The following is a 20102-nucleotide window of genomic DNA, read 5'->3' as shown; positions in this document are numbered from 1 at the left end:
CGCCCACTCTGCCAGGCGACCCGATGCTCGCTCTCAGGCCTGCCGCTGTCGCAGAGCCTCGTGCAGCACGATCGAACCGGCGACTGCTGCGTTCAACGAACTCGCGCCTCCGACCATCGGGATGCTGACCACCTGATCGCACGCCTCGCGCCAAGCCTGGCTGATGCCGCGGGTCTCGTTGCCCACGACCAGCAGCGTCGGTCCGGTGAGGTCGACCGCGCGCAGATCCTGCTCGCCGCCCTCGTCCGTGGCCAGCACTCGCCATGAATCGGGCTGTCCGGCAATCCAGTTCAGAACCACGTCGGCCGAATCGAGCCGGACGGTCGGGATGTTGAAGCACGAACCCGTGGACGCACGCACCGCCTTCGGGTCGTACGGGTCGGTGGCGTGCCCGGTGATGATCAGACCGGTCGCACCGAAGGCGTCCATCGACCGTTGCAGGGTGCCGATGTTGCCTGGTTGCGTCGGCCGGTCGAACACGACGAGCAGCGGATCGGGTGCGCGGAGTCGGTCGAGATCGTCCGGCGGCATTGCGACCACCGCGACGAGTTCGGGTGCGGTGTCGGCACGGTCGCCGAGTTCGCGCACCATGTCGGCGGGCATCTCGACCCGCTGACAGGACGCCTCGTCCCACACCCGCGCCGCCCACTTCGACCGGCGCCCGTCGTTCGGGCGGATGAGCGCGAGCAGCTCCCAGCCGCCATCGATCGCGAGCGTGATCGGCCGCACCCCGTGTACCAGGAACTGGGCCTGACGATGCCGCTTGGTGCGGTTGGTCAGCAACGCCTGCCACTGCTGGAAGGTCGCATTTCGGGTGTGGATCCGGGTCGGCGCGCTCACCCGGTCACGGTATCCACAACCGCCGTGGACGCACGGACGCCGCCGTGGTCGAGCCACGACGGCGTCCGTTTCGACGTCCTCGGGAAGCGGTCGCTGTTACGACCGGTTCCCTGGACTACGGGCGTCGTCACCTCAGGCGACGTCCGAGCACCCAGGCTCCGGCGAGGAGCATCGCGAACAGCGCACCGGCACCGGCGAACACACCGCCGTTGCTCGATGACGATCCGCCGCTCTGGTCACCGTCGGTCACGACGGGCGGGCCGGTCACCGTGCTGGTCGGCGTGCTGGTCGGCGTGCTGGTCGGCGTGCTGGTCGGCGTGCTGGTCGGCGTGCTGGTCGGCGTGCTAGTCGGCGTGCTGGTCGGGGTGCCGGTCGGGGTGCCGGTAGGCGAAGCCGTCGGCGACTCGGTGCCGGTGGGCGAAGCCGTCGGGGTCGACGTCGGGCTCGGCTGGTCCGCGGCTACCACGGTGAGCGGCATGGTGACGGTCGTGCCGGTCTGCGCGGCCTTGACGACGAGCTGCTGTGCTCCGGTCATCGCGTCGGCCGGGATCTTGACAGTGATCGTCGCGGTCTCGTTACGCGTGGGGAACGGGGGCGCCGTGGTCAGCACCTTCTGCACCGGGAACGTGCCGAGCGACTGGGTGCCCAGGAAGACCTCGACCTCGGTCGTGGTCGGGGCACCCGCGCTGGTCATGTCGAGCCCGGACACCGTGAACGTGACCTCTTCACCCTGGGTGACCGCCTTCGGCTGGTTCTCGACGGCCACACCGTTCTTGGCGAACGAGGGGCTTGCGGGGTTGTGCTCCTTGAACCATTCGACGAACAGCGACTGGTCGATCAGGCCGGAGTCCTTGCGCGTCGCGTCTGCCGCCTCGAACGCGGTGAAGTTGTCACCACCGCCGACCAGGAAGGAGTTGGACGCGACCGTGTAGGTCTTGCCCATGTCGAGGGGCTGCCCGTCGACAGTGACCGAGGTGATCCGCGAACCGGCGGCCGCGTTCGGGTCGTAGGTGTAGGTGACGTTCTTGCTCAGTCCGAGCTTGAGGAACGCACGCGAACTGCCCTCGGGCTGCCACTGCTGCTCCAGCACCTGCTTGAACTGCGCGCCGGTGACCTCGATGGTCTGCACCGTGTTGTTGAACGGCATGATCGCCGCGACATCGGCATAGGTGACCGTGCCGTCGGTGCCGTACTTCAGGTCGGCACGCACACCGCCGGGGTTCATCACACCGATCTCGACACCGCCGGGGCGACCCGGCTTGTTGATCGAGTCGACGTACGACTGGGCGATGAGGTTCGACAGGGTCGACTCGCGCAAGCGGTCGTCGCGGCTGCCGTCCGGCTTGAGGGCCGTGGTGATGTCGGCGGTGATCTTGCCGACCGGCTGCTTGCCGATGACATCGGCGCGCGCATTGGCGTTGTCGACGATCGTGGCGGCGGACCGGTAACGAGCGTCGGCTTCACAGGCCGCAGTGGTTGCGGTGACCTCGCGGTTGGTCACGGAGTACTGGGTGACCTTCTTGGTGGTCGGGTCATAACCGAGTTGCAGCACACCGAGGTGGGAGGCGTAGTAGTCGGTCTGGATGACCGGGCGCGTGCCGCCACCGGGAGCGGGTGCGTCCCAGGCGTAGATCTGGTGGGTGTGACCGGTGAAGATCGCGTCCACGCTCGCAGCGGTCCCGTTCACGATCTTGGCGAAGATTCCACCCCGCGCAGTCTGCGAGGCGAGGGTGGCGTCCCCGCCCCCGGCGGCGCCCTCGTGGTACTCGGCGACGACGACGTCCGCCTCACCGTTGGAGGCGTCACCGTCCTTGAGCTGTGCTGCGGTGCGGTTCACGGCAGCGACCGGGTCGCCGAAGGTGAGACCGCTGATGCCGTCGCCGGCGACCAGCGACGGGACGTCGGAGGTGACCGCGCCGACGACGCCCACCTTCACGCCGTTCACATCGATCACCTTGTACGCCGGCAGCGCCGGGGTGGTGGTGCCCGCCCGGTAGACGTTCGCTCCGAGGTAGGTCCAGTTCGCACGGGCCTGGACGCGTCCGGTGAGGTCGGCGAAGCCCTTGTCGAACTCGTGGTTTCCGACGGCCGACGCCTTCAGGTCGAGCGCGTTCAGGTAGTCGATCGCCGGCACGTCGTTCTGCGAAGCGGACGCGAACGGCGTACCGCCGACGTTGTCACCGGCCGACAGGAACGTCGCCCCGAGTTCGTTCTGCGCTGTGGTGACGGTGCAGGCGAAGTCCTTGGTGAAGTGACCGTGGAAGTCGTTGGTGTTGAGCAGGCTGATCTTGGTGAGATTAGGGCTGATCGGGCCGTCGCCGACGTTCGTGGCGGCGAGGGCCGAGGGCGATGCAGCGAACGACGCGGCGAGCGCGACGGTCGCGGCAGCGCCGAGCAGGCGGGCTGACTGCATGGAAGGAGCTCCTTGACGGTTCGGGGATGCGCCGCTGCACGGCCATCTCCAGCACGGACCGACTTCGGCTCGAGGGTCAGTCTGCACCTCACTGCCCGCCACGTCGACTGTTGTGACACAGCGTTATACGAACGTCCTTCGAGAGTTCACCCCGAACGTGCGACTCACAGACCTCGCTGCGCCATCGCCTGCAGTCGGGCGATGCGGTCGGCGGTCGAGGGGTGGGTCGACATCAGTCGGGACACGTCCTGCGCCCGGAACGGGTTCGCGATCATCATGTGGCTGGCGTTGACGACCTTCGGGGTCGGGGCCAACGGGGCGCGGGCAACTCCGTGTTCCAGCTTCGCGAGCGCGGACGCGAGCGCGAGCGGGTCGCCGGTGAGTCGGGAGCCGTCCTCGTCCGCGTCGTACTCGCGAGTGCGGCTGATCGCGAACTGGATGATCATCGCCGCGAACGGCGCGAGGAAGGCCATCAGCAGCATCGCGATGGGGTTCGGACGGTTCTCGTCGCTGCCACCCAGCGCGCCCGCGAACATCATCATCTGTGCGACGGAGGTGACGATTCCGGCGAGCGCCGCCGCGATGGACGAGGTCAGGATGTCGCGGTTGTAGACGTGCATCAGTTCATGCCCGAGCACCGCTCGCAGTTCACGCTCGTCCAGCAGTTCCAGGATGCCCTCGGTGCAGCAGACCGCTGCATTCTTGGGGTTGCGGCCGGTCGCGAACGCGTTCGGTGCCTGCGTGGGAGAGATGTACAACCGCGGCATCGGCTTGCCTGCGGCGTTGGAGAGTTCGCGGACGATGCGGTACATCTGCGGCGCCTGGATCTCGCTCACCGGGTAGGCCTGCATCGCGCGCAGGGCCAGCTTGTCGCTGTTCCAGTAGCCGTAGAACGTCGTCGCCACGCCGATCAGCGCGAACACCCAGATGAACTTGCCGCCACCGATGAGCGATCCGACACCCAGCAGCAGCGCCCAGATGGCGCCGAAGAGCAGGGCCGTCTTCAGGCCGTTGTAATGCTTGTGCACATCTGGATGAACGTCGCGGACGGTTCGCGTGTTCCATACCGCGTTCACCGTCGTAGGTTTGTGCTCATGCCCAAGCCGTTGGCCGAACTCGTCCACCCCAGCTGGGTGCCCAGCCTCACCCCGGCGGCGGACGCGCTGACTGCGTGCGGGGAGTTCCTGCGTGCCGAACTCGCCGCCGGCCGCGGATACCTTCCGGCGTCGGAGAACGTGCTGCGTGCTTTCTCCGGGCCGATGGACGAGGTGCGCGTACTGATCGTCGGCCAGGACCCGTATCCGACCCCCGGGCACGCCGTCGGCTTGTCGTTCTCGGTGGCGCCGGACGTCCACCCGATCCCGCGCAGCCTGATGAACATCTACACCGAGCTGGGGTCCGATCTCGGGGTGCCCAGGCCCTCGACCGGTGACCTGTCGCCGTGGAGCGAGCGCGGGGTGCTGCTGCTCAACCGGGTGCTGACCGTGCGACCGGGCACGCCCGCGAGTCACCGCGGCAAGGGTTGGGAGACCGTGACCGCCGCCGCGATCAGCGGACTGGTGGAGCGCGGCGGACCGCTGGTCGCGATCCTGTGGGGCCGCGACGCCCGCAACCTCGCACCGCATCTGGGTGAGGTGCCGTACGTCGAGAGCGCCCACCCGTCCCCGCTGTCGGCCCGATCGGGATTCTTCGGGTCGAAACCGTTCAGCCGGTGCAACGAGCTGCTGCAGCGCCAGGGCGCCGAACCGATCGATTGGAGTCTCCCGTGAGTTGGCAGCGCTACGTCGCGATCGGCGACAGCTTCACCGAGGGCATGGTCGATGAGCACCCGGACGACCCCGGCGCCTACGTCGGTTGGGCCGATCGGCTCGCCGCGCAGTTGGCATCCGATGCCCGCCCCGAGGGGCGACCGTTCGGGTACGCCAACCTCGCCGTGCGTGGCCGGTTGCTCGCCGACGTCGCGGGTCCGCAGTTGGAGGCGGCGCTTGCACTCGAACCCGACCTCGTGTCGATCGTGGGCGGTGGCAACGACATCCTGCGTCCGAAGGCCGACCTCGACCGCATCGCCGACGAACTCGAAGCAGCCGTCGAACGCATCCGATCGACCGGAGCCGACGTCCTGATGTGCACGATGGCCAATCCGAAGGGCGCGGCGGTGCTGCGCCGTCTGGCCGGACGCATGGGATCGCACAACGCGAACATCTGGGGCATCGCACAACGACAGGGCGCGTACGTGATCGACCAGTGGGGGCTTCGTTCCCTACGCGACGCCCGCATGTGGGGCATCGACCGCATCCACCTGTCCAGCCTGGGCCACGAACGCATTGCCGCACAGGCGTATTGGGCACTCGGCCAACACACCGGTGAACGTGACTGGGCGGTCCCGCTCGACCCCGCTCCCCCACTCGGCCGTCGCGAGTCGATCGCGGGTCACGCCGCCTGGGCCAAGGAGTACGCGGCGCCATGGGTGCAGCGGCGCCTGCAGGGGCGCAGCTCCGGCGACGAGGTTCAGCCCAAACGCCCGACGATCACGCCGCTCGACTGAGTCCCCGGCGGGGACCTTGGTCCCTGGGTCGACCGGCGAAGCAGGCGTACCGTCGAGAGCACGATGTGTACGTATTGCGGGTGTGAGTCGATCACGATCATCGGCCGGTTCATGGATGAACATGTGGCCATCATCAACGCGAACGGCGAGTTGCGCCGGGCCGTCGAAGCCGCCGACCGCCACGGCATCGAGCGCTCGGCCGACCTGCTCGCCGGACTGCTGTTCCCGCACACCGAAGCCGAGGAGGCCGGCGTCTTCACCGTGCTGGCCCGCGACGAGGACTTCACCGAGCACATCGAGCACCTGTGTGCCGAACACGACAGCCTGGACGCGCAACTCAAGCGCATCCGCGCCGGCGCCCACGACGAGATGCACGCGTTCGAGATCGCTCTGCGAGAACACATCAATCGGGAGGAGAACGGTCTCTTCCCGGCCGCGGCGATCGCGTTCGCCGGCCCGGAGTGGGACGAGGTCGACGCGCTGACGCCGCCGGCCGCGGTGTGACGAGATGACGTCACGGTCTGTCACATCAGGACGCCCCAGCGCGGGGTCGCGCGGCCGCTGGGCGATGCGCGATCGCCCGTCGGTGGTCTGGCTGATCCTCGCGTTCGTCGTTGCCGTCAACCACCGCTTCATCCCCGAATCCCGTTGGCTCATGGTGCATCTGGTGATGCTTGGCGCGGTCACCCACTCGGCGATGGTGTGGAGCACGCACTTCACGCAGGCCTTGCTGAAGTCGCCGGAGTCCATCGATCCGCGCAAGCACCAGACGCTGCGCCTGGCCATGCTCTTCGCGGGTGTCAGCTCGATCACGATCGGCGTCCCCACCCTGTGGTGGTGGCTGGTCGTCGCCGGGGCGTGCCTGGTCGTCGGCGCCGTCTGCTGGCACGCCGTGCAGCTCGGACGTCGGTTGCGCGCCGCGCTGCCCGGCCGCTTCCGGATCACGATCCGCTACTACCTGCTCGCCGCCGCGTGCGTCCCGGTCGGGGCGACACTCGGTGTGCTGCTGGCCCGTGGACCCCAGGAACAGACTCACGCCGAACTGCTGGTCGCGCACTCCATGACGATGGTGCTCGGCTGGCTCGGGTTCACCGTACTGGGCACGCTCGTCACCCTGGGGCCAACCATCCTGCGTACCCGGATCGATGAGAAAGCGGAGGCCTACTCGATCCGCGCTCTCCCCTTCTTCGCGATCTTCCTGGCGACCACGGTCACCGGCGCGTTGCTCGACAACCGGCCCACGCTGCTCGCCGGCCTGTTCGGCTACGTGCTCTGCGTCGTTGCCTGGGCGGTACCGCTGGTCCGCGCCTTCCGCGGCGCCAAGCAGCGGCGGGAGTTCGCCGCGTGGTCGACCGGCGCCGGGGTGCTCTGGCTCGTCGCCGCTGCCGTCACTCTGCTGGTGCGGGTGGCGCGTGACCCACTCGTCGAGATCTCCGCGTCCTACGGCCGGGTCGCCTCGATGGTGGTCGTCGGGTTCGCGCTGCAGCTGGTCACCGGTGCGCTGTCGTACCTGATCCCGAGCGTCGTCGGCGGCGGACCTCGCGTCCTGGCCGCCGGACGTTCGGTGTTCGAGAAGTGGTCGACCGCGCGGCTGGTGCTGATCAACGGTGGGTTGCTGCTGTGCGTGCTGCCGGTCCCCAGCGCCGTCCGTGTCGTGCTGTCGGTCGTCGTCCTGCTTGCCCTCGCTGCATTCATCCCGTTGATGTTCAGGGCGATTCGGTCGATGGTCCGCACCAGGATCGCGCTCGCGACCGGTGCCCCGACCGAGCCGCCGGCCGCGCTGTCCGGCTCGCGTATCGTCCAGGCGCTGTCCGCCGCACTCGCACTTGCGGTGGCCGTCGTCGCAGGCCTCGCACTCAACCCGGTGATCCTCGGCGGCACGCCCGACCAAGCCCTGTCGCCGTCGTCCGTGGTTGCGACCGGCCGGACGACCACGGTGCAGGTGACCGCGCACGACATGCATTTCATGCCGAAAGCGGTGCAGGTGCCGGCAGGCGACCGCCTGGTCGTCGTGCTGACCAATCGGGACACCAAGAACTCGCACGACCTGACGTTCACGAACGGCAAGGCCACCGACCGGCTGCGTCCGGGTCAGAGCCAGACGCTGGACGTCGGTGTCGTCGGTGCGAGCACCCAGGGTTGGTGCAGCGTCCTCGGGCACCGACGGATGGGGATGGTGTTCGACGTCGTCGTCACCGGAAAGCCTGCGGTTCAGGCCAATTCACCTGTCCCGGCAAATGCGGAGCAACCGTTGCGCCCGGACGACCGGGCCCCGAGGTCCGTCGTGGACGCTTCCCTTCCTCCCGCGCCGAGCACGAAGGTGCACAGGCTGCGATTGCCGATCGTCGAACAGGAGATGGAGGTCGCACCCGGCATCAAACAGAAGCGCTGGACGTTCGGCGGCACCGTCCCCGGCCCGACGCTGCGCGGCAGGATCGGTGACACCTTCGAGATCACCTTGGTCAACCAGGGGTCGATGGGTCACTCCATCGACTTCCACGCGGGCTCGCTGGCACCGGACCGGCCCATGCGGACGATCGCGCCTGGTCAGTCGCTGGTGTACCGGTTCACCGCGACGCGCGCCGGCATCTGGATGTATCACTGCTCGACCATGCCCATGTCGATGCACATCGCGGCCGGCATGCACGGTGCGGTGATCATCGACCCGCCGAACCTGCCGACGGTCGATCGGGAGTACGTGCTCGTGCAATCGGAGGCGTACGTGAACGGCGACGGCCGATCGAAGGTCGCCGAGGTCGACGGTGATGCGGTCTCCGCCGAGAAGCCGGATCTGGCGACCTTCAACGGAATTGCCAGCCAGTACGACCACCGGCCGTTGACCGCGAAGGTGGGCGAACGGGTCCGGATCTGGGTGCTGAATGCGGGTCCGAACCGGGGCACGTCCTTCCATGTGGTCGGCGGCCAGTACGACCGGGTGTACTTCGAGGGCAACGACCTGCTGAACGGCGGGCCGGGCGGTGCGCAGTCGCTCGCGCTGGCGGTGGCGCAGGGAGGGTTCGTCGAACTCACGCTGCCGGAGGCCGGCAACTACCCGTTCGTGTCACACGTGATGGTGGACGCCGAACGCGGTGCTCACGGCATCCTGCGGGTCAGCCGGTAGCAGCAGCCACCGGCGCCGTACGACGCCCGAGGCGCAGCCGTTCCAAGGGCAGGAAGGCGAACAGGCAGACCACCGTCGGGATGAAGTGGATGCTCAGCAGCGCGAACGTGCTGGCGTGGAAGACGAACCAGAATCCGACGTACGCGTACAGCGGACGACCGCGCAGCACGAGCATCAGCGGCGCGAGGAACTCCGCGATCAGCGAGATCCACTGGAAGACATAGGTGACCTGGGGGACGCTGGTGAGCGGCTCGGCGATGAATGACCCGCGCCGGGTGATCGCCCAGACGAGTACCGCCGAACTCGCCCAACCCCAGCCTGCTTCCTTCACTTTCGCGACGGCCGCGAGGAAATAGGTCGCTGCGACCGAGATCTGGATCATCCGGACCGTCCACCCGTTGCGCTGCAACGCGTCTCGCGCGTCGGTGATCCGCCCAGCGGCGAGCGGGAGCACGAACAGGGCGACCAGCAACGCGAGGTGGTCGTGGTTGATCTTGGCGTAGGAGTAGGCATTGCTGAGCCAGTCGAGCATCCCGAAAGCGACGACCCATCCGGCGCTCTTGGGTTTGATCCCGAGCAGGCCAAGGACGGCCCCGACCGCGATCACGATCTGCAGTACGCGGACATACACCGCGTTCGGTTGCGGCAGGTGCAACAGATCGCGGATGGGCAGCGGCTGGTAGAGGTCGGCGGGGATGTTCCCGTGACCGATGGGGAACGCCGTCAGCCAGAAGATGTCGAGCAGCACCACGAGATACACCAGCCGCCGCATCCAGATGATGCGTTCGGTGGGCACCTGCGGGAAGGCCCAGTTCACGAGAGATCCTTCGGGTCGTGGGGGTCGACGACCTGCCAGGTGGCCAGCACCACCCGCTGCGGCTTGCCGTGGGCCGCGCCGCCACGCAGTTGTTGCACCGTGTCGACGAGGTAGATCACCCGGTACCCCGGCGGGTTCGACAACGACCGGGACGCCGCGACCGCGACGGCCTGCAGGCGCTTGGGCTCGGCGAGGATGCGGGTCTCCTGACCCTCGATCTCGGCTCGTTCCAAGCCGATTCCGCCGGCCCCCAACGGCACGACGACCCTGCGTCCGTCGACGGTGTCGGCCTCGATGCCGAGTGAGCGCACCTGCCCGTCCGGGTTCACCCCGAACGCGAACATCACCATCGGGCCGATCGGCCACCACCGGTCGTTGCCGACTGCGGAGCCAAGGACGAGGGCGACCACCAGTACGAGCATCGCGGCGACGCGAGCCCACAACCCGACCGTTCGAGTCGGCGAATCGGTCTGCTCGGGCACGTCCGTCAGCATGCCAGCAGCGGGCGCGACGACACCGACAGGTCAGGCATCGGCGAGCAGGTTACTGACCGTCCGCAGCGCCAATCCCCTTGCGACACACTTCGGTACGAAGTCCTCCAGGGCGAGAACAACCTCCTGGGTCGCCGTGCCGCGTCCGTCGTGGCAGAGCACGATCGCACCGTCGGACAGTTCGGCTTCGAGTCGTTCGGCTGCGGCTGCCGACTTGCGCCCGGGCAGGTAGTCGGACCACAGGACCATCCGCAGCCGCTGCATCGTCGCCGCGTGCAGCACCGGCGCGTCGAACCGGCCGTACGGCGGACGCATGAGCACCGGCGTGTACCCGGTGAGTTCGGTGATCGCCTGCTTGGTGCGCTGCATGGAGCCGGCCAGTTCATCGGGCGTCAACTGAGCCATGTCGCGATGGTCGGCGCCGTGCACGGCGAGCTCGTGACCTTCCCGCGCAATGCGACGGGTCAGTTCCGGATGCTTGTTCACGTGATCGAGCAGGACGAAAAACGTCGCTCTGCAACTGTTCTCGACGAGGTTGTCCAGAAGCGCGGGTGTGTAGCGCGGGTCGGGACCGTCGTCGAAGGTGAGCGCGATGCCGGGGTTCGAGCTGCGCCAGACGACGTCCGCCCGGAATTCGCCGGTGCGCGGCGACGGCGGCGACAGCCGGTACGACGGCTCACGGTTCGTGCGCTCGTGTTCGTCGATGGCGAAGGCTGCGCTCGCGCCGGTGGACAAACTGGCCGCAGCAACCCCACCGGACATGAGTAGCGCCCGCCGTCGGCTCACCGAAAAAGAACCCCTCGTTTCCCCCATGTTCACGATTATGGCGACGCTGCGACGATCGCGCCACGCGAATGCCGGCGGCGGCCCGTCGCTGGAGGTCGGTGGGGCGGCCGTTCAGGACATCGCTGCGCGGATGGCAGCGGCGAACTCGTCGATGTCCTGCTCGGTGGTGTCCCAGGAACACATCCACCGCACTTCCCCGACACCCTCGTCCCAGAAGTAGAAGTGGAAGTCTCCCATCAGCTTCTGCGACACCGACTTCGGCAGGATCGCGAAGACCGCGTTCGCCTGCACTGGGCGGGGCAGGATGACGCCGTCGATGTCGCGTACCGCTTCAGCCAGCCGGGTGGCCATCGCGTTGGCGTGGCCGGCGTTGCGCAGGTACAACTCGTCGGTCAGCAGCGCCTCGAGTTGAGTACTGACGAAGCGCATCTTGGACGCCAACTGCATCGACTGCTTGCGCAGGTACTTCATCCCGGTGACGACCTCGGGGTTGAGCACGAGCACCGCTTCGCCGACCATGAGTCCGTTCTTGGTGCCGCCGAACGACACGATGTCGACGCCGGTGTCGGTGATCATCTCCTTGAAGGTGACCGCGAGGCTCGCTGCCGCGTTCGACAGACGAGAACCGTCGACGTGCAGCACCCAGCCGTTCGCGTGGACGCGCTCGGCGATGTGGGCGATCTCCTCGACCGTGTAGACCGTGCCGAGTTCGGTGGACTGGGTGATCGAGACGACCTTCGACTGCGCGTGATGCTCGTCGTCCTTGCGCACCCCGACCGTGTCGATGAGTTCGGGGGTGAGCTTGCCGTCCGGGGTCGGCACGGTCATCAGCTTCAGTCCGCCCATCCGCTCGGGCGCTGCGCACTCGTCGACGTGGATGTGCGCTGTCGCAGTGCAGATCACCGACTCCCACCGCTGCGTGACCGCCTGCAACGCAACGACATTCGCTCCCGTTCCGTTGAAGACCGGGTAGGCCTCGGCCTTGTCGCCGAAGAGCCCTTTGAAGGTCTCCTGCAGACGGGCGGTGTAGACGTCGTCGCCGTACGCGGTCTGGTGTCCACCGTTCGCCCGGACGATCGCGGCGAGCACCTCGGGGTGGATGCCGGAGTAGTTGTCACTGGCGAATCCGCGGTCGGTCGGGTCGTGCAGCACATCGAGTTCAGTCACACCCACAATCCTCTCAGCCCCCTCGTGCGGCTCTGGCCTCCCCCGTGGTCCCGCTGTTCACGGTCTCCGCTGAAACGCACGCCTGAGGAACCAGCGCGTACACGCCGGGCCATCCCGACGAAGCACTCCGCCGACGGCGGCCGTACCAGCCACTTCGCACGCGCCAGAGGTTTCGACGCAGGCATCCTCCTGCGTCGGACGCCTGGCTCAACCAGCGAAAAGACCAGCCGCCATCGCTGGTCGAGCCGAACGCCGGAGGAACGAAGGCGTACGCGCCGACACCCGGTGAGTGACACGGCCTCTCAGTCGAACGGAATGTCAGCGGGGGGCATGCGGAGTGCGCCGTCGAGGCGGATGACCTCGCCGTTGAGCATCGGGTTGGCGACGATGGAGTCGACGAGCTGCGCGTACTCCTCCGGGCGGCCGAGCCGCGAGGGGTGTGGCACCTGAGCCTCGAGGACGCTCTTCACGTCGTTCGGGAGGCCGGCCATCATCGGGGTCTCGAAGGTGCCCGGGGCGATCGTCATGACTCGGATTCCCCTGTCCGCCAGGTCTCGTGCTGCCGTCAGCGTGAGACCCACGACGCCGCCCTTGGAGCTGGCGTACGCAGCCTGTCCGACCTGGCCGTCGAAGGCAGCGACAGACGCGGTCATCACAACCACTCCACGGTCACCCTCGACCGGCTCGTTCTCCGCCATCGCCGCCGCAGCCAGCCGGAGCACGTTGAACGTGCCGATCAGGTTGATCTCGACAACGGTACGGAACTGCTCCAGGTCGTGCGCGCCGCGCTTGCCCACGATGCGCCCCGGGGTCGCGACGCCGGCGCAGTTGACGACGATGCGCAAATCACCGAGTTCCCTGGCTGCGTCAACCGCGGTTTGCACCTGGGCCTCGTCACGCACATCGGCCGCGACGAAACGGACACGGTCGCCCAACTCGTCGGCCAGGCTCTGCGCCTTGGACGACGCCAGGTCGGCCAGGACCACAGCGGCGCCCTCGGCGTTCAGACGGCGCGCGGTCGCTTCGCCGAGGCCGGAGCCACCACCGGTGATCAGGGCAACGGTCGTGTCGGTGATCTTCATCGGAAGTCCTTGTCTCGAAATCGAATTCACAGTGAAGCGAGCAGGTGACGCGAGATCACCAGGCGCTGGATCTGGTTGGTGCCCTCGAAGATCTGGGTCACCTTGGCCTCGCGGAAGAACCGCTCAACCGGGAAGTCCTGGGTGTAGCCGGCGCCGCCGAGCACCTGGACGGCGTCGGTCGTCACCTTCATGGCGGCGTCCGTGGCGACCAGCTTCGCCACCGCGGCCGCCTTGCCGAACGGGCGGCCGGCGTCCTTCAGGCGCGCGGCGTGCAGGTAGGTCGCGCGGGCCGCACCGACCGCGGCGTCCATGTCGGCCAGCATGAACGCCAACCCCTGGTTGTCGGCGATCGCGCGGCCGAACTGCTGACGCTCCTTCGCGTACGCCACGGAGTGGTCGAGTGCCGACTGTGCCAATCCCGTTGCTGCCGCGGCGATTCCGAGACGACCGGCATCCAGTGCGCTGAGCGCGATTGCCATCCCCTGACCACGCTCACCGATCAGCGCGTCAGCACCGACCGGCACGTCGTCGTAGACGACCTCCGCCACCGGGTCACCGTGCAGACCCATCTTCTTCTCGGGTGCACCGAAGCTCAGTCCGTCGGCATCGGCGGGCACGACGAAGCAGGACAGACCCTTGCCCGCGGTGTCGTCCGTGCGTGCGAACGTCGTGTAGTAGTCGGCGTGAGCAGCATGGGAGATCCACGCCTTGGTGCCCTTGATCCGCCAGTCCTCGCCCTCCTGGACGGCACGTGTGCGCATGTGCGCGATGTCGGAGCCGAACTCCCGCTCCGACAGGCCGTAGGCGCCAAGTTGTTCCCCGCCGAGCATCCCCGGCAGGAGTACCTCCTGTTGTTCGCGAGTGCCGAACTCGGCCACCGGGTACGCGGTGAGGCAGTGCACGCTGACGCCGACAGCCACCGCCATCCAACGCTGTGCGATCTCCTCGACCACCTGCAGGTAGACCTCGTACGGCTGGTCGGCGCCGCCGAACTCCTCCGGGTAGGGCAACGACAACAGCCCGGCGCGGCCGAGCACACGGAACACGTCCCGCGGCGGGGTGGCCGTCGCCTCGTCCCCTGATGCACGTGGCAGGACCTCCCCATCGGCGAGTTCGCGGGTGAGGTCGAGCAGATCTGTCGCCTCATCGGTCGGCAGCAGGCGTTCAACGGGCATGACGGCAAGGCTACTGACCACCGCACACGGTGTGACGGGGACCACCTGCCGCCTCGACGACTGCAATATTTACGGTCTAGGCTGGATCAGACCGAAAGTTTTGTATGGAGGTGACCTCAATGCGTGTTTTCCCAAAGGTCCTGATCGACCAGGCCCATAGCAGTGCGTGGTCGCTCGACCGCTGCGTCGCGGCGACGATGAACCCCGCCAATCCGGCCGACGCCAGCCTGTCGATCGCGGTGAGCGCGTTGGAGGCACGCGGCTTCGAGGTCGCCGGACTCACCTCCAGGTTCACCCCGGACGCCTTGTCGGACGCCGACGTGTTGGTCATCGACCATCCGGCCGAGGCGCGTGCAGAGCGGGTGATGGGCGACCTCCCACCGGTGCTCGAACCGGATGAGATCGATGCCGTCGTCCAGTACGTGGAGGCGGGTGGCGGACTCATCGTGTTCGCCGAGTGTGAACAGGACACCTACGGCAACAACCTCAACGAGCTCCTCGCCCGATTCGGACTTCGCGTCGAAAGCACGCTGGTTCACGAGTCGGCCGACGGCGGACGCCGCCACCACCGCAATGCCACCTGGGTGTTGGGTGAGATTCCGAGCGGCCACGGCCAGGGAGTCCTCGCCGGTGTCGACGAGCTCTGCTTCTACCGTGCCGGCGTCATCGACATCAGTGACTGCCCCCAGGCGCAGGTGCTCGCCTCGTCGAGCGCGACCGCGCACCCCGCCGGTCGTCCGCTCGCAGTGGCAACGCCGTTCGGTGCCGGACGCGTCGTCGCCCTCGCAGACTCCGACCTCGTCGGTGACGACTCCATCGAAGAACTGGACCACTCCCGCTTCTGGACGAACATCGCCACCTGGGCGTCCGCCGGACGACGGGCGGCCCCGCGGGAAGTGAACGGGTCGCAGACCGCGAACCTGCCCGAATGGCAGCGCCTGAAAGCTGCCGTGCTCGAACTGCGTGAGATGCAGAGCAAGGACGGTTCGATCGACGGCACGGCACACTCGCATGAGCAAGCCCGCGAACTGGTCGAGAAGATCGTCACCGAGATCAACTCTCTCGCAACGCTGTTCCGGCACGAGCACGAGTACCTTGCGGCACTTCCGGCCGACTTCCGCAGGTGGGTCGACGGCGGGTTCGGAGTACCGGACTTCCTGGATTCGCTCGTACTGTTCCGCCCGGATCAGCACCGCCTCGACGGCATCGAGCACCTCGTGCTGTTCCCGATGTACACGCAGAACGGCAACCCGAACCGGGTCTTCGAGGCGCTCTTGGTGACCGTCCCGTGGCCGGAGTGGCTGGCCGATGTGGAGCGCGAGTACGTGAACTCGGCGTTCGTACCGGTGAACTTCCTCGACTTCACCCCCGGATACGACACCAACTGCGCGGTCCTCTTCCCCGAGACGGTCGCGGTCCGCGAGGTACCGAAGTTCCACTGGGGCGCGATCTTCTGCGACCGCGAGGGTGCCCGCTTCCGCCGCGTCGTCGAAGCGGCGTCCGACCTGCTGCACCTGCAGTTGCCACCGGACGGTGAGCGCCTGCTCGCCTCCCAGGAACTCGCGCAGTCGACGTTCGCGATGTGGGACCTCATCCACGACCGCACGCACAGCCACGGTGATCTTCCGTTCGATCCGTTCATGATCAAGCAGCGGATGCCGTTCTGGATGTACGCGCTTGAGGAACTGCGCTGCGACCTGGCGACCTTCCGTGAGGCCGTCAAGCTCGAGGCCGAGGGGCAGCCGTACGCCAAGTCGGTGCAGTTGGCCATCCTGTTCGACCGGCTGTTCCGCTTCCCGATCACCGGCGACAGGGTGCGCAACTACGACGGCCTCGGCGGACAGCTGATGTTCGCCTACCTGCACAAGCACGACGCCCTGCGCTGGACCGACAACAAGCTCTCCTTCGACTGGCGTCGTGTCCCCGACGTCGTCGTCGCGCTCTGTGAGGAGGTGGAGACGTTGTACCGCAGCGGGATCGATCGTTCCCGCGTGGGCCATTGGCTCGCGTCGTACGAGTTCGTGACCCGATACGTGGCGCCGCACCCGGCGTCCGCCTGGGCGAAGGGAGCCCAGGAACTTCCGCTTGACGGTCCGGTGAAGGCCTTGGTCGACCTGGTGCAGCCCGACGAGTTCCCGCTCAACGTGTTCTACGAGGCGCTGCGCAAGAAGCTGTCGGGTGTCATCGAGTCGACCCGCGGCATCACCGCGGCAACCGATGCCTCGAGCACACCGGTCGTCGCATGAGCCTGCCGAAGGGCGCGGTCGTCGTCGTGACCGGTGCGTCCGGTGCGCTGGGTCGGGAAACCAGCCGCCGGTTGATCGACGCCGGTGCCACGGTGATCGGTGCCGGCCGTGAGAGCGGCTCGCTCATGAAGATCCGCGAGGAACTCGGGGCACGTTTCGTGCCGACCGCCATCGATCTGATCGACGAACCGGCAACGCTCGCGTGGGGTCACGAGCTCGTGACCGAGTACGGCCGTATCGACGGCCTGCTGCACCTCGTGGGCGGATGGAAGGGCGGCAGAGGCATCGTCGATGCTGACCTCACGGAATGGGATTTCCTGAACGACAACCTGATTCGCACACTCCAGCACGCCTCCCGTGCCCTGCACGACGCGCTGCTCGATTCACCGGACGGACGTCTGGCGATCATCTCCTCGACCGGTGTCGCGAATCCGACGGCGAAGAACGCGGCCTACGTTGCCGCAAAGGCAGCCGCGGAGGCATGGACCGGCGCGGTGGCCGACTCGTTCGACGGTTCTTGCGCCGCGGCCGTCGCGGTTCGGGTGATGGCGTTGCTCACCGCGCAGATGCGGGAGGCGAAGCCGGACGCGAGGTTCGCGGGCTTCACGCCGACGAGTGACGTGGCCGATGCCCTGTTGGCGTTGTGGGACGAACCGGCCAGGACACTCAACGGCCGCATCCTCGACCTCACGACCTGACGCCGAAACCACGCAGGGCGAACCCGATCCGGGTTCGCCCTGCGTGGTCAGGAAGGTCAATAGATACGGACGTCGGTGCCGATGCCGAGGTACCCCGAGCCCAGCAGGTGGTCCTGAGCGGCGGTGCTCAAACGGCAGCAGCCGTGCGATGCCGGGTACGGCGGAATACTGGTGGAGCCGTGGATCGCAACGCCACTGGAGGTGAAGAAGCGCGGCTTGTACATGGACCCGAGGGGCCCGGTGACCCAGCTGTTGGTGCTGGTCTCCGTCGTCGACTTACGGAAGACACGGAAGGTGCCCTTGGGGGTGATCGCCGTTGCCCAACCGTTGTAGTACCGGAAGCGTTCGCCGTTGCCGGTGCTGGTGTTGAGGGCGACCTGGACGACCCCACCCCGAACGACCATCAACAACTGCTTGGCGAGGTCGACCTCGATGCCGTCCAGCTTGAGCCGGCTGGTTGCACGTACTTTCGGCAGACCGCTGTCCCACAGGGCCTGATCGACGTAACCGGTGCGGGCTCGTCCGTGGGCCTTCTGCAGCGCGTACGTCGCCTGCTGGGTCAGGAGTCCGAAGCTACCGTCGGGGGTGCCGAGCCAATAGCCCGAGGCCGTCAGCACTCGCTGGTAGTGAAGGACACGAGCACCAGTCGACCCGATCTTCATGATGATGGTCGACGCTTCTGCGGATTCGGTCGTCGCCAGCGAGGCGCCGCCCGCGAGGAGGCCGCCTCCGGCTCCGAGAATGAGGGAGCGTCGGCTCAGGTCGATGGTCACGGCTGTCCCTTGCAGAAGTGGAATTTGTCGGATGGACACGCGGCGCAAGGCGGTGTCACGACCCATCTTGCCCCGTGCACACCGCCCCGCGCCAACTTGTGGCGAGATCGTGACCAAGTGTCGATCAGTACACCCGCACCTTCGTCCCGATGGCCAACCGTCCGGTGGCGAGCAGATGGTCCTGGGCTCGCGTGGTGAGCCGGCAGCAGCCGTGCGATGCGGCGTGCCCGGGAATGCTGGGCGAGCCGTGGATCGCGATCCCGCCGTTGAAGTAGCGCGGCCGGTAGAGCCCGCCGAGGGCGCCGTAGTCCCACCCGTTGCTTCCGCCACGGAAGATCGAGAAGGTTCCCGACGGTGTCGTCGCGCGGACCCACCGCCCTTGGTAGGAGAACCATTCGCCGTTGCCGGTGCTGGTGTTGAACACCGAGTGCACCGCTGCGCCGCGGACGACCAGCAGCAGCTGACGCGTCTTGTCGATCTCGATGCCGTCGTGGCGATACCGGCTGTAGGTGCGCCGGCGCAGATGCACCTTCGTCCACGTCCAGTAGTCGACCCGTCCGGTGCGGCGGGCTCCATACGCCTTCTGCAGAGCCATGACGGCCTGCTGGGTCAGCGCGCCGTAACTTCCGTCGGCCGAACCGCACCAGAAACCTGCCGCTGCGAGCGAGGTCTGCACCGCGCGCACGTCGCTCCCGGTCGATCCGTACTGCATCGGTCGATACGACCCCGTGGCGCTCGGTGCTGCGAACGCCCCCGACGACTGCGCGACCTGTGCCGTCGCAGCCGCCCCCAGGACGCCCCCGATGCCGAGGACGGCCGTGCGTCGGCTGATCTGTGCTCCCATGATGATTCCCCCTTCGATTCGTGCTGTGCGGCCTCCCCCGAGGCCACCTCCCGTTCGGGATGGCTTCATGGTGTGCCTGGTTTCCGCATGCGTCGATGGGGAGAACTCCCCTACGCTCGTGCGCCGTGAGCACACCTGCGATTCCACGGCCGGCACGATGACCGAGCTGTCCGGCCGCGCGACTGTGCTGGTGAACCCTGCAGCGGGCGCCGGGACCGCCGGAACCTCTGCTGAGACGGTCGTGGTCACGCTGCGCGACCTCGGCTTCGAACCGACCTTGGTGCGGACCACGAGCGCCCAGCACGCGATCGAGGTCGCGGCTCAAACGGCTGCGGACGACATCGTCCTCCCCTTGGGAGGCGACGGGATGATCTCCTTCGTGGCCCAGGGTTGCGTGCAGTCCGGGGCGCTGCTCACTCCGCTTCCGGCCGGACGCGGAAACGACTTCGTCCGCGGTCTCGGACTGCCGCGCGACACTCTGGCGGTGACCCGGTCCCTTGCCTCGGCCACGGAGCACCGGATCGACGTGGGGATCGCCGGTGAGCGAGTGTTCGTAGGCACCGCGACCGCAGGTTTCGACGCACTCACCAACGAGCGCGCGAACCAGTTACGACGGATCCGCGGGCCGGTCGTGTACACCGCGGCCGGCGTTCGAACTGCGCTGACCGTCAAGCCTTTTCGATTCGCAGTGCGAACCGACGGTCCGGGCGGCGCGCGGGAGGAATCGTTCGAGGGCTGGAACGTGCACATCGGGAATTCCGGCCGCCACGGAGGCGGCCTGACCGCAACGCCCGGTGCCGATCTCACCGACGGCCTGCTCGACGTCCTTGTCTCGCGTGGACGTCGGTTCGATCAACTGGCGGCGTCCGCGCTGCTGGAACGCGGCGGCCAGCATGTCCGGTTGCCGTATGTCGACCGGTGGCGGGCGACGAGGATCGAACTGATCGCGACGGACGCCGACGGCCGGCCATTGGTGCTGTTCGCCGACGGTGACCCGCACACCCGAACCCCGGTGACGGTCGAGGTGCGTGCAGGCGCGCTGCGCTTGTTCCACTGAACGGCGAAGGTCTGCACGGACCGTGTCCGTGCAGACCTTCGCCACAG

General features: G+C 67.6%; 18 protein-coding genes. 7 read left to right on the top strand and 11 right to left on the bottom strand.

From position 1 onward, the window contains the following. Positions 1 to 33 precede the first annotated feature (33 nt). From MF407_RS02225 to htpX, 3 genes are all read right to left on the bottom strand, one after another. Positions 34 to 840 carry a TrmH family RNA methyltransferase gene (locus MF407_RS02225; RefSeq protein ID WP_239701114.1) on the bottom strand — a complete coding sequence of 269 codons (807 nt, stop codon included), beginning with the start codon at positions 838 to 840 and terminating at the stop codon, positions 34 to 36. A 127-nt stretch (positions 841 to 967) separates the two neighbouring features. Next, positions 968 to 3253: a bifunctional UDP-sugar hydrolase/5'-nucleotidase gene (locus MF407_RS02220; RefSeq protein WP_239701112.1), complete on the bottom strand. Its 2286-nt coding sequence runs from the start codon at positions 3251 to 3253 to the stop codon at positions 968 to 970. Between the two features lie 164 nt (positions 3254 to 3417). Then, entirely contained in the window at positions 3418 to 4281 is an 864-nt protein-coding gene (htpX, locus tag MF407_RS02215; RefSeq protein WP_129624563.1) for a zinc metalloprotease HtpX, read from the bottom strand. 66 nt (positions 4282 to 4347) lie between these two features. Between htpX and MF407_RS02210 the strand changes: the two genes are divergently transcribed. The 4 genes from MF407_RS02210 (at position 4348) to MF407_RS02195 (ending at position 8919) form a co-directional block, all read left to right on the top strand. Continuing rightward, entirely contained in the window at positions 4348 to 5022 is a 675-nt protein-coding gene (locus MF407_RS02210) for a uracil-DNA glycosylase (RefSeq protein WP_129624564.1), read from the top strand. After that, positions 5019 to 5798, top strand: a complete 780-nt coding sequence (locus MF407_RS02205) for an SGNH/GDSL hydrolase family protein (RefSeq protein ID WP_239701109.1) — start codon at positions 5019 to 5021, stop codon at positions 5796 to 5798. The genes MF407_RS02210 and MF407_RS02205 overlap by 4 nt, the downstream gene beginning before the upstream one ends. Before the next feature lie 63 nt (positions 5799 to 5861). After that, the gene (locus MF407_RS02200; protein ID WP_129624565.1) at positions 5862 to 6302 is read left to right on the top strand and encodes a hemerythrin domain-containing protein; all 441 of its coding nucleotides are present in this window, start codon (positions 5862 to 5864) and stop codon (positions 6300 to 6302) included. Positions 6303 to 6366: 64 nt separating this feature from the next. Then, a complete protein-coding gene (locus tag MF407_RS02195) occupies positions 6367 to 8919 on the top strand; it encodes a multicopper oxidase domain-containing protein (protein WP_239701105.1) in 2553 nt (850 codons plus the stop codon). On the opposite strand, the gene MF407_RS02190 is transcribed toward MF407_RS02195, so the two are convergent. The 6 genes from MF407_RS02190 to MF407_RS02165 all read right to left on the bottom strand — a co-directional run bounded on the left by MF407_RS02190 (position 8909) and on the right by MF407_RS02165 (position 14437). After that, entirely contained in the window at positions 8909 to 9736 is an 828-nt protein-coding gene (locus tag MF407_RS02190; RefSeq protein ID WP_129624567.1) for an HTTM domain-containing protein, read from the bottom strand. The genes MF407_RS02195 and MF407_RS02190 overlap by 11 nt on opposite strands. Next, positions 9733 to 10218, bottom strand: coding sequence for a hypothetical protein (locus MF407_RS02185; protein ID WP_129624568.1), 486 nt, complete (start codon positions 10216 to 10218; stop codon positions 9733 to 9735). Before MF407_RS02185 ends, MF407_RS02190 begins: the two co-directional genes overlap by 4 nt. A gap of 42 nt (positions 10219 to 10260) precedes the next feature. Further along, entirely contained in the window at positions 10261 to 11013 is a 753-nt protein-coding gene (locus MF407_RS02180) for a polysaccharide deacetylase family protein (protein WP_239701103.1), read from the bottom strand. Positions 11014 to 11124: 111 nt separating this feature from the next. Further along, positions 11125 to 12180 (bottom strand): low specificity L-threonine aldolase, encoded by a 1056-nt coding sequence (locus MF407_RS02175; protein WP_239701101.1) that lies wholly within the window; start codon positions 12178 to 12180, stop codon positions 11125 to 11127. Positions 12181 to 12482: 302 nt separating this feature from the next. Then, entirely contained in the window at positions 12483 to 13262 is a 780-nt protein-coding gene (locus MF407_RS02170) for a 3-hydroxyacyl-CoA dehydrogenase (protein WP_239701099.1), read from the bottom strand. 26 nt (positions 13263 to 13288) lie between these two features. Further along, entirely contained in the window at positions 13289 to 14437 is a 1149-nt protein-coding gene (locus MF407_RS02165; RefSeq protein WP_239701096.1) for an acyl-CoA dehydrogenase family protein, read from the bottom strand. A 119-nt stretch (positions 14438 to 14556) separates the two neighbouring features. Between MF407_RS02165 and MF407_RS02160 the strand changes: the two genes are divergently transcribed. Both MF407_RS02160 and MF407_RS02155 read left to right on the top strand, forming a co-directional pair. Continuing rightward, the gene (locus MF407_RS02160) at positions 14557 to 16683 is read left to right on the top strand and encodes a DUF6421 family protein (protein WP_239701094.1); all 2127 of its coding nucleotides are present in this window, start codon (positions 14557 to 14559) and stop codon (positions 16681 to 16683) included. Continuing rightward, on the top strand, positions 16680 to 17381 hold the full coding sequence (locus tag MF407_RS02155) for an SDR family NAD(P)-dependent oxidoreductase (protein WP_239701093.1): 702 nt from the start codon (positions 16680 to 16682) through the stop codon (positions 17379 to 17381). Before MF407_RS02160 ends, MF407_RS02155 begins: the two co-directional genes overlap by 4 nt. Positions 17382 to 17437: 56 nt before the next feature. Here MF407_RS02155 and MF407_RS02150 read toward each other — a convergent pair whose 3' ends face one another. Beyond that, positions 17438 to 18154, bottom strand: a complete 717-nt coding sequence (locus tag MF407_RS02150; protein WP_239701091.1) for a L,D-transpeptidase family protein — start codon at positions 18152 to 18154, stop codon at positions 17438 to 17440. A 124-nt stretch (positions 18155 to 18278) separates the two neighbouring features. Beyond that, on the bottom strand, positions 18279 to 18998 hold the full coding sequence (locus tag MF407_RS02145; protein WP_239701090.1) for a L,D-transpeptidase family protein: 720 nt from the start codon (positions 18996 to 18998) through the stop codon (positions 18279 to 18281). 118 nt (positions 18999 to 19116) lie between these two features. On the opposite strand from MF407_RS02145, the gene MF407_RS02140 reads away from it, so the two are divergent. Next, entirely contained in the window at positions 19117 to 20055 is a 939-nt protein-coding gene (locus tag MF407_RS02140) for a diacylglycerol kinase family protein (protein ID WP_239701089.1), read from the top strand. Positions 20056 to 20102: the final 47 nt, after the last annotated feature.

The sequence above is a fragment of the Yimella sp. NH-Cas1 genome (genome assembly GCF_022359705.1).
Taxonomy (GTDB): Bacteria; Actinomycetota; Actinomycetes; order Actinomycetales; family Dermatophilaceae; genus Yimella; species Yimella lutea.
Note: the sequence above shows the minus strand (reverse complement) of the source record. Positions and strands in the feature narration are given on the sequence as shown.